Consider the following 8021-nt stretch of genomic DNA (forward strand, 5'->3'; position numbering starts at 1 on the left):
TTTCCACCAGTGCCATTGCATAGGCTCCCTTCAGATAGGGGCAGTAGGTGCCGGATGTGGTATGACCGATAATTTTATCTCCCAGGAATACATCTTCCTCTTCACGGACAATACCCCGTCCCGTTACCTTCAGGCCGATTCGTTCCCGTTTCGGCGGCTGGGAAAGCAGTGCCGAAAGACCGATAAATTCCTTTTTGTTCAGTTTAACGGCGAAGTCCAGTCCTGTTTCCAGCGGACTTACGGTCTCATCCATTTCATGGCCGTAAAGAGGCATGGCCGCTTCCAGACGGAGCGTATCTCTTGCCCCCAGTCCGCAGGGCATAATGTCATCTCCTCCCTTTTCCAGGAGAAGGTCCCAGATGATGCCCACCTTGTCTGCTGGGCAGAAAATTTCGTAACCGAATTCTCCGGTGTAGCCTGTCCTTGAAACAAGGCAGTCCACGCCGCCGATAATGACATGTTCCTTTTCGCTGTAATACTTTTCCGGAAGCGCTCCCCCTTCCACCAGGGTCGGCAGGAATGACTTCGTCATGGGGCCCTGCAGGGAAATCAGGCCGGTTTCTTCAGAAATATCGGTAAATTGGGTATCGGGCAGCAGATTTTCTCTCATGTGGGCTGCATCTTTATCATGGGTGGCTGCATTGACCACCACCATATAGCGGTCTTCTCCCAGATGGTACACAATCAGGTCATCAATCACACCGCCTTTTTCATTGAGCATGGTGCCGTAGCGTACCTTTTCAATGGGAAGATTGGTGTAATCGTTGCTGATGAGATGATTCAGAGAAGCCAGTGCGCCTTTACCTTCAAACAGGACTTCTCCCATATGGGATACATCAAACATGCCCATCTTTTCTCTTACGGCCATGTGCTCCGCCAGGATTCCCTTCCCGTACTGCACCGGCATGGTATAGCCGCCGAAAGAGACCATTTTCCCTTTTAACGCTAGATGTCTGTCATATAATGGTGTTTTCTTATCCAAATTCATCCTCTCCTTTTCCCACCTGCGCCTTTTTTATACAAACAAAAAAGGCGCACTGAAAATAATCAGTGCGCCTCTGTCCTTTGACCTGAAAGATACGGGAAATCCCTGCTTCTTCGGTGCTCTTTCGAGCTCTCCAGAGGATAGTCCAACTGCCGGTCCTTTTACCTGAGAGTTTCTGCCCCTTCGGTGTCTGTCTTTCTCGACTCTCCCGACATTTTCATCCCTGCATAGAATGAAAGATTCGCCATCGAATCCTATGGAATTCTTTTTTTAGCTTACCACAGCCCATCAAAAATGGTTAATAAAAAATTTTAATATCAAGGGGCAGTGAAAAAGGAGGACCTCCGTTCCTCCTTCCCCTTCCGGAAAAACAGAGAAGCTCCGGCAGAGCCGGATATGACAGAAAAGCTTTTTTCCTTCCCTCTACAGTACCGAGGCATTCGGTATTGAAGAAATCATGCCGGCTTAAAATGCACGGTCTCCATTAACTGCCACTGCCCGGTCACCGTAATAGTGTTCAGTCACATCCACCAGATAGCCGGAAAGGATATGGGAAAATTCCTTTTCATCCATGCCTTCACCGGTTACGGCAAAGGCAAATCCGCCGCAGATCCAGTGGGCAGCAAAAGCATGCTCATCCGTCTTTGCCACATACACCGTTGTATGAGAAATTTCTTTCTTCTCCCATTTGCCTGTGTACACGCCGCTGATATCCTCTGTATCATTATTTCTGTCCCGCAGGGCGCTCCGAACCATGAACACAGCTCCATCATCATTACTGTAGCGGATGTCAGCCGTCTGCCGGCTGATCGCCGTATAGGTATCTACCTTGTAGCCAAAGAAACGAGGCAGAAACAGGGGCTGGAATCCCACCACCTGTCCCAGACGTGCATAGCTGTCATACTGCACCAGCGGGTTGGGGATGCCGATGCGTCCCGGTACTCTGGCCTCGCTCATCATGCCCGGCACAAACAGGGCCGCTCCCAGAACAAGAGCAGCTGCCGTCTTTTCCCATTTTCTCATAGTATTCCTTCTTTCCTTCTTTATTTATAACGTGTATATCATACCATAAATGCGACCGCTGGTCAATTTTAGCTTAAGGAAGCCTTTCCGGCATCCATATTTCCTTTTGATTTCCGCAGGAAGAAGGAAGACTCTGCCTCTTTCCTCCGATAAAAATTTTTGCCATAAAATAAAGGAAGCACCGATTTCATCAGTGCCTCCCCGGTGCATGGTCAGCAGATAACCGCTGCTCCTGTGATCTCAATATTTCATAATATTCTGAAAAACAACATCCTCATCAGTCAGATTGCTGTAGCCATGGGGAATGTTTGCATGGAAGCGGATTTTGGCCGGCGCTTTCAATTGGAACTCTCTCCCATCCAGGGTCAGGGTCAGCATCCCCCGGGTGACGACAACATACTCATCCACCGCCTCCCTGTGGGGATCTGAAAAATGACGGACGCCGGGCTTCAGCAGAATATAAAAATACTCAAAACCGCTCACCGGGTCAAAAGGGAAAATGTTATACAGAACCATGCCCTTATTTTCATCATAAACGGGAGTCATGTCCTCCAGTATTTCCACAGGCCGGTATTCCGAGGGTTCTTCCGTGAAAAGGGTGGACAAAGAAATCTGCAGGCCCTTGGCAATCTTCCACAAAATCGTAATGGAAGGCACCGATACGCCCCGCTCAATCTGCCCCAGCATGGTCTTGCTGACCCCTGTCAGTTCCGAAACTCTGTCCAGGGTAAGCTCTCTTTCAAACCGGATGCGTTTCAGCTTCTGGCCAATGTCTTTGACCGGGTTATCCTCTTCCCCTATCTTTTTTCTCATACCAGGTACCTCCCATTTTCGCTTTTTATTTATAGTATCACTCCTGTCTACCTGAAAGAAACAAGACGCACCCCTTCTTCTTCCACCACATGGGAAAGGTGATTCATCTCTTTTTCAGAAGGCCTGCGAAAGCCGGTCTCATCATAAGGAAGCCCCAGCTGTTCATATTTCCCGGCACCATAGGAATGATAGGGAAGCAGCTCCATCATAGGGTCCTTCAGATATTTTCTGACAAAGGAAGCGGTATGCCGGATATTTTCATCATCCCCGTTCACTCCCATAATAACCGGCACCCGGACCACCAGCCCTTTCCGCCTGGCGCCGATGCGGGCAATATTGTCCAGAATCTTTTCATTGGACACACCGGTATAGCGGGCATGTTTTTCACTGTCCCAGAGCTTGATATCCATAAACAGCAGGTCCATTCGTTCCAGGATGTCCTGAACTTCAGGGAGAGAAAAACAGCCGCTGGTTTCCATGGCCTGGTCCAGCCCTGCGTCATACACCGCTTTCGACAGTTCCCGAAGAAAGGGAGCCTGCAGAGTGCATTCTCCGCCGGAATAGGTAATGCCGCCGCCGGAATTGAACAGGAATATACGCTGGTTTTCCAAAGAATCAAGAATTTCTTCTACCGTCATTTCCGTCATGGAACTTTTTCTGGCTCCGAAAAGGCAGGCTTTTACACACCTTCCGCAGCCTATGCAGCGGTTCCTGTTTTCCCTGACGGAAAGATCCATGCCTGCCTGCACAGGACATACTGCCTGGCAGCGCCCGCATTTCCGGCAGCGGGACGCTATATAAAGAATACGGCGGGAGGATGTGAAGCCTTCCGGATTGGCACACCAGCGGCAGCGGAGAGGACAGCCGGCAAAAAATACAATGGTCCTGATGCCGCTGCCGTCGTTAACGGAATAATACTGGATCTGCAGTATCCTGCCTTTAGAAGGAATCATGGACAGAACGGCTGATGATGGAATCCTGCAGCCCTTTGGACAGGTGAACGAACTGAGTGCTGTAGCCGGCTACCCGCACAAGTAGATCTTTATAATTTTCCGGATGCTTCTGGGCATCCAGCAGGGTTTCCGTGGAAAGGGTGTTGAACTGGATATGGAAAGCCCCCATATCAAAGAAGGACTGCACAATGGAGGTGAGCAGGTTTCTCTGCCGGCGGGTCGCTACCAGATCATGGCTGAGCCGCATATTGAGAAGCGTGCCGCCGGAATGAATGTCCTGATCCATTTTGGCGCAGGACCGCATGGCTGCCAGAGGCGTGGACGTATCAGTCCCGCCCACCGGCGATACCCCTTCGGAAATGGGATCCTTCGCCTTTCTTCCCGATGGAGTGGCACCAAGCACTCTTCCCGTGGGGATGAAATTGGAAATACCCATGAAGGCGGAGGTAAAGGGATGGCCGTAGTAATCCCGGAAGCTTACGGTTTCTTTATAGAAATGGTTTTCAATTCTTCTGGCAATATCATCTACATAATCATCATCATTTCCATACTTCGGGCAGTTTTCAGCCATCTGCCTGAGCTCTTCACAGCCCTGCCAGTTCTTATCACAGGCATCCAGCATTTCCTCCAGACTGCATACCCGGTCATCAAACACCAGCTTTTTGACAGCCGCCAGACTGTTGGCCGATTCTGCAAGACCGATGCCGGTCAGTACGGGCCCTATGTTGTAGCGGGCGCCTCCATCTACCATATCCTTTCCCGAAGCCAGGCATTCTTCCGACAAGGCGGAAAAATAGGGACGGGGAATCTGTTCCTTCTGGATTTTCTGCGCCAGTATGGCACAGGTCACCGCCGTTTCAATCAGATGGTCAAACTGACGATAGAAGGCTTCCTCCAGCTCCTCATAACTTTTGAAATTTCTATCCATAGGAAGACCCATCTGCTTTCCGGTAAGACGGCTCTTCCCTCCATTGGTAGCATATTCCACTGCCGCGCTGAAATTCACGTTGGCCGTGCTGGTCCACTCAAAGGTTTTCCGGAAATGGGGCACCACGCAGCCGCAATTATTCCAGTCTCTGGCATCTTCCGTGCTGTAGCCCAGATTTTTCAGCATCTGATACCCCGTCCTGTCACTGTGGATAGCAGGGAATCCGGTCCCCTGAGCCACCAGATCCATGACAGCCTCCAGAAAGGCCCTGGGACTTTCATGGGAAATACGAACCGAAAGTCCGGGCTGATGGGTCTTGACCTCTCCCGTAGCCTTCAGGGCCAGATAGCTCAGTTCATTGGTTGCATCCTTGCCCTTGCGGTCGGAGCCCCCTACGGTCAGATTCTGGAACTGATTGTATCCTGCGAAGAAATCGGCCGTATTGGCGGAAATCGTCCATACCCATTCCGACAGCTTCAGCCAGAAACACTCAATCAGTTCCAGAATGCCCTGATCATCATGAATTCTATGGTCTATGTCATAGCGGTAATAGGGATACATGAACTGATCGAACCGCCCGATATTGAGAGACAGGGGATTTTCCATAATAATGCCGCCCCACTGGTAGAACCATACCATCTGCAGCGCTTCCTGGAAGGTCTGCGGCGGCTCTCCCGGAATCTTTTCACAGATGGATGCAATCTGCAGCAGTTCCTTTTTTCTGGCATCATCTGTTTCTTCCATGGCCATAGCCCTGGCTTTCCGGCTGTACCTTTTCCCCAGAGTGATCATTCCTTCTCCGCAGAGAATCACCGATTCATAAAAATTTTTCTTATCCAGTCCATGAGGATCCGTAAGACGGACAGCGGAAAGTTTTTCTCTGCACTCCGCTATGATTCCATTCCAGCCTTTTTTGAAAAGGCCGTCTTCATAGTCCGGGGTGATTTCTCCTACAGACTGCCGCCACTTGGAATCCGTGTCCACAATTCCGGAATCCACGCCCAATAAAGCCGTTTCCTTCGGAATCTGCGCCAGGAACAACTCTTCCACAGACTTCCCTTTCCAATAGGGGAAAATTTCCCTGCGTACAAAATCACGCTGGGCTTCCGTCATCTCGTAGGGATCCTGGGCCCGGTCCGAGAAATGATCCATTTCTTTATCCACCCAGGTCCAGGAAAATTCCGGCGTCAAAATGCCGCACTTTCTGAATTCACCCACAGATCCTACAATAAGTTCCCCTTCGAAAATATAGGGCTCCATTTCCTCGCATACCGCCTTAAACGCTTTGGCCCGCCGGATGGCAGGCGCTTCGCCCTCTGTTTTTCTGTAGGATTCCGTCCAGATACGGGCCCTTTCACAGGAAATGGCCGGTTTATCATTGACATAGGCATCTTTGGCTTTTTGAATTCGTTCTGTCAGCATCGTTCTTCCTCCCTGTTGTTAAAACTTTTCCGGGAAACAGGGACCGCATTTTTACCGGATTTCATTTCTGCATTCTCATGCCGGACCGGGATACAGAGAGTGTTCCCGCCAAAAACCGTTAGACCATGAGATGCAAATATCTTTGAAACGGAATCCTGCGGTTCAATCAGCATTCCCTGTCAGATGAAATACAAAAGACGCCGCCCGGAGGGTAGCGTCTTTGCTTTCTATAAACTTGATAACGCACATTGTGCTTTATGGTTACTTTATACTCCTTTCCCCTGCCCCTGTCAAGATAAAAACATCCCATGAGCTGCAGAAAAATTTTCATTTTTCCCTGCCGATAAAGTCACTGAAAATGCCGCCCTGTTTTCCTGAATACACCTGTTTTCGCATTTGTGCTAAAATAAATCTTGCAGGCATCATATCATACCCGGAAAGCATCAATTCATTGGCCGCCTGATTGCATGAGAATTCTGTGCATGACTGCGTCATGAAATTTCTTAAACAGCCCGCCGGCTGCGTCGTTTCATACTCTGTCATATGCAGGATACAGGAATGGAACCGGCAGCGAATGAATCAGTTCTTCCCGGCAAAAGGAAAGGAGAAAAGGCATGGACCTAAACAGCCGCTGGCTTCCCAGCCATCCGGAAAACAGAAAAATCCTGAAAATTTTCATCCTTATATCCTTTTTTATCTTTTTCATTCTGATGGCCAATACCTATTATGTAATCTACAGCACCCGTTACAATGAATACACCGTCACCAATGCAGTCACGCTGGATCTCATTCATCCCGACGGAACAATAGAGAAAAATGTGTCTCCCCACAGAACGTTCTCTCCAGGCAGCCATGTGCGGATTTACGTGCCCGTACCCCTGCATGCCGAATCCAGGCAGTACGTTCTTGCTTTTACTACCGTCCGTACCTATCCCCAGGTGCTTTGGAACGGTCATGTCCTATCCAGCTATGATAAATCCCGAGTTCCTGTCAACCATAATTTTGGAGCTCTGTACCGCCTGATTGAGCTCCCTCCTGCCTCCTACGGTTCTACCGTCACCATTGATGAAGAACTGATCACAGGCAGTTCGAAGCCATTTATCGGTGAGATTTTCGTTCTGCCTTCCCCCAAAAGCTATACCTATTTTTTAAAGGGCGAGGGACTTCTCTTTATTTTATACCATACCCTTCTTACCCTCTCCTTTTCAGTCATGCTGATTCTCCTATGCCTGAAAAGGCGGGATATTTTGAAGCGCGGGATGTCCATTTCGCTTTTTGTGGCTTCCTTTATCCTCTGGGGTCTGGGGTATCACCATATGCTGGGCTTCTGGATTGTCAGCCCCTATATCAATTCCCTCATTGAATACGGCTCCCTGTATTTTCTTCCTGTCCCTTTCCTCTATTATCTGTATCTTTCTGAAAAGGACGGCAGAAGAAAACGACTGTACCACCGTTTTTCTCTCTGGTTTCTTTTCCTGTTCCTGGCTGCCATGGCGCTTCAGTTCTCCGATATTCTGACGCTGAATGATGTGCTCCCGCTGCTCCATGTATCCATCCTGTCAGCAGGTCTTCTGGTCTGCTGGTTTCAGCTGCATCCTTCCGGCCCGGAGAAAATCTGGCATGTCATCGTCCGCTGGGGTGTGCTCATGTCCTCCGCCGCTGCCGCTCTGGATACGCTGCAGTATTATGTTTCCAACACCCACAGCCTGCTGGCCATGAAATTCATGCAGGCTCTGGCCGCCTGGGCACTTCTTATTTTTGTTCTGTCCATCGCTCTGTCCTTCTGCTTACAGCTTCTGGCCCAGGCCGGAGAAGCCCATGAAAAGAAGACAGCTCTCCGTATGGCCTATCACGATTCCCTTACCGGCCTTCTCAATCATGCCGGCATCTTTCATGC

At 49.7% G+C, this 8021-nt stretch carries 6 protein-coding genes and 1 riboswitch; of the genes, 1 reads left to right on the forward strand and 5 read right to left on the reverse strand.

Annotated features, from left to right (window positions below):
• The 5 genes from gcvT to ACI4N7_RS06325 form a co-directional block, all read right to left on the reverse strand.
• Positions 1-982, reverse strand: a 982-nt coding sequence (gcvT, locus tag ACI4N7_RS06305; RefSeq protein ID WP_439732503.1) for a glycine cleavage system aminomethyltransferase GcvT, incomplete at its 3' end; no start/stop codon positions are given.
• 146 nt (positions 983-1128) lie between these two features.
• A riboswitch (glycine riboswitch) is annotated at positions 1129-1206 on the reverse strand.
• Between the two features lie 244 nt (positions 1207-1450).
• The gene (locus ACI4N7_RS06310) at positions 1451-2008 is read right to left on the reverse strand and encodes a hypothetical protein (RefSeq protein ID WP_439732504.1); all 558 of its coding nucleotides are present in this window, start codon (positions 2006-2008) and stop codon (positions 1451-1453) included.
• A gap of 240 nt (positions 2009-2248) precedes the next feature.
• Positions 2249-2821: a helix-turn-helix domain-containing protein gene (locus ACI4N7_RS06315; protein ID WP_439732505.1), complete on the reverse strand. Its 573-nt coding sequence runs from the start codon at positions 2819-2821 to the stop codon at positions 2249-2251.
• 47 nt (positions 2822-2868) lie between these two features.
• Positions 2869-3774, reverse strand: a complete 906-nt coding sequence (locus ACI4N7_RS06320) for a glycyl-radical enzyme activating protein (RefSeq protein ID WP_439732506.1) — start codon at positions 3772-3774, stop codon at positions 2869-2871.
• Positions 3761-6124, reverse strand: a complete 2364-nt coding sequence (locus tag ACI4N7_RS06325) for a glycyl radical protein (RefSeq protein ID WP_439732507.1) — start codon at positions 6122-6124, stop codon at positions 3761-3763. The genes ACI4N7_RS06320 and ACI4N7_RS06325 overlap by 14 nt, the downstream gene beginning before the upstream one ends.
• A 614-nt stretch (positions 6125-6738) precedes the next feature.
• Here ACI4N7_RS06325 and ACI4N7_RS06330 point away from each other — a divergent pair.
• A partial coding sequence (locus ACI4N7_RS06330) for a hypothetical protein (protein ID WP_439732508.1) occupies positions 6739-8021 on the forward strand: 1283 nt, incomplete at its 3' end.

The organism is Dialister sp. (genome assembly GCF_051885895.1).
Taxonomy (GTDB): Bacteria; Bacillota; Negativicutes; order Veillonellales; family Dialisteraceae; genus Dialister.

What these genes read in the sequence shown, in the direction of transcription:
- ACI4N7_RS06325 (WP_439732507.1), bottom strand. Translation starts at nt 6,124, where the DNA reads ATGCTGACAGAACGAATTCAAAAAGCCAAAGATGCCTATGTCAATGAT.
- ACI4N7_RS06315 (WP_439732505.1), bottom strand. Translation starts at nt 2,821, where the DNA reads ATGAGAAAAAAGATAGGGGAAGAGGATAACCCGGTCAAAGACATTGGC.
- ACI4N7_RS06310 (WP_439732504.1), bottom strand. Translation starts at nt 2,008, where the DNA reads ATGAGAAAATGGGAAAAGACGGCAGCTGCTCTTGTTCTGGGAGCGGCC.
- ACI4N7_RS06320 (WP_439732506.1), bottom strand. Translation starts at nt 3,774, where the DNA reads ATGATTCCTTCTAAAGGCAGGATACTGCAGATCCAGTATTATTCCGTT.